The organism is Bacillus sp. ME78 (assembly GCF_903970865.1).
Taxonomy (GTDB): Bacteria; Bacillota; Bacilli; order Bacillales; family Bacillaceae_G; genus Bacillus_A; species Bacillus_A cereus.
The window spans coordinates 1-227 of the sequence record NZ_CAJCKK010000121.1; the positions used below are offsets into that span (position 1 = coordinate 1).

The window sequence follows — 227 nt, forward strand, 5'->3', positions numbered from 1 at the left end:
ACTGTTACGTATACTGTACCCCCTGTTGATACTAGTAAATCTTTTCCTGTGATTGTTGCTTCCTTCGCATCTTTCGCTACTGTTGCTTTTCCTAACTCTTTTCCTTCTGTTGATGCATCATATACGCGAACAAGATCACCTTCGGCAATCCCACTTACTGTAATTGTATCCGCATCTCCAGCCTTATTGTTTGTTACTTTTACTGTATCCACCGCTGGTGCCACTGT

At 42.3% G+C, this 227-nt stretch carries 1 pseudogene; it reads right to left on the reverse strand.

From position 1 onward, the window contains the following. Positions 1 to 212 (reverse strand): annotated as a pseudogene (locus H6481_RS28560) (IMP dehydrogenase); the annotation flags it as partial. Between the last annotated feature and the right edge of the window lie 15 nt (positions 213 to 227).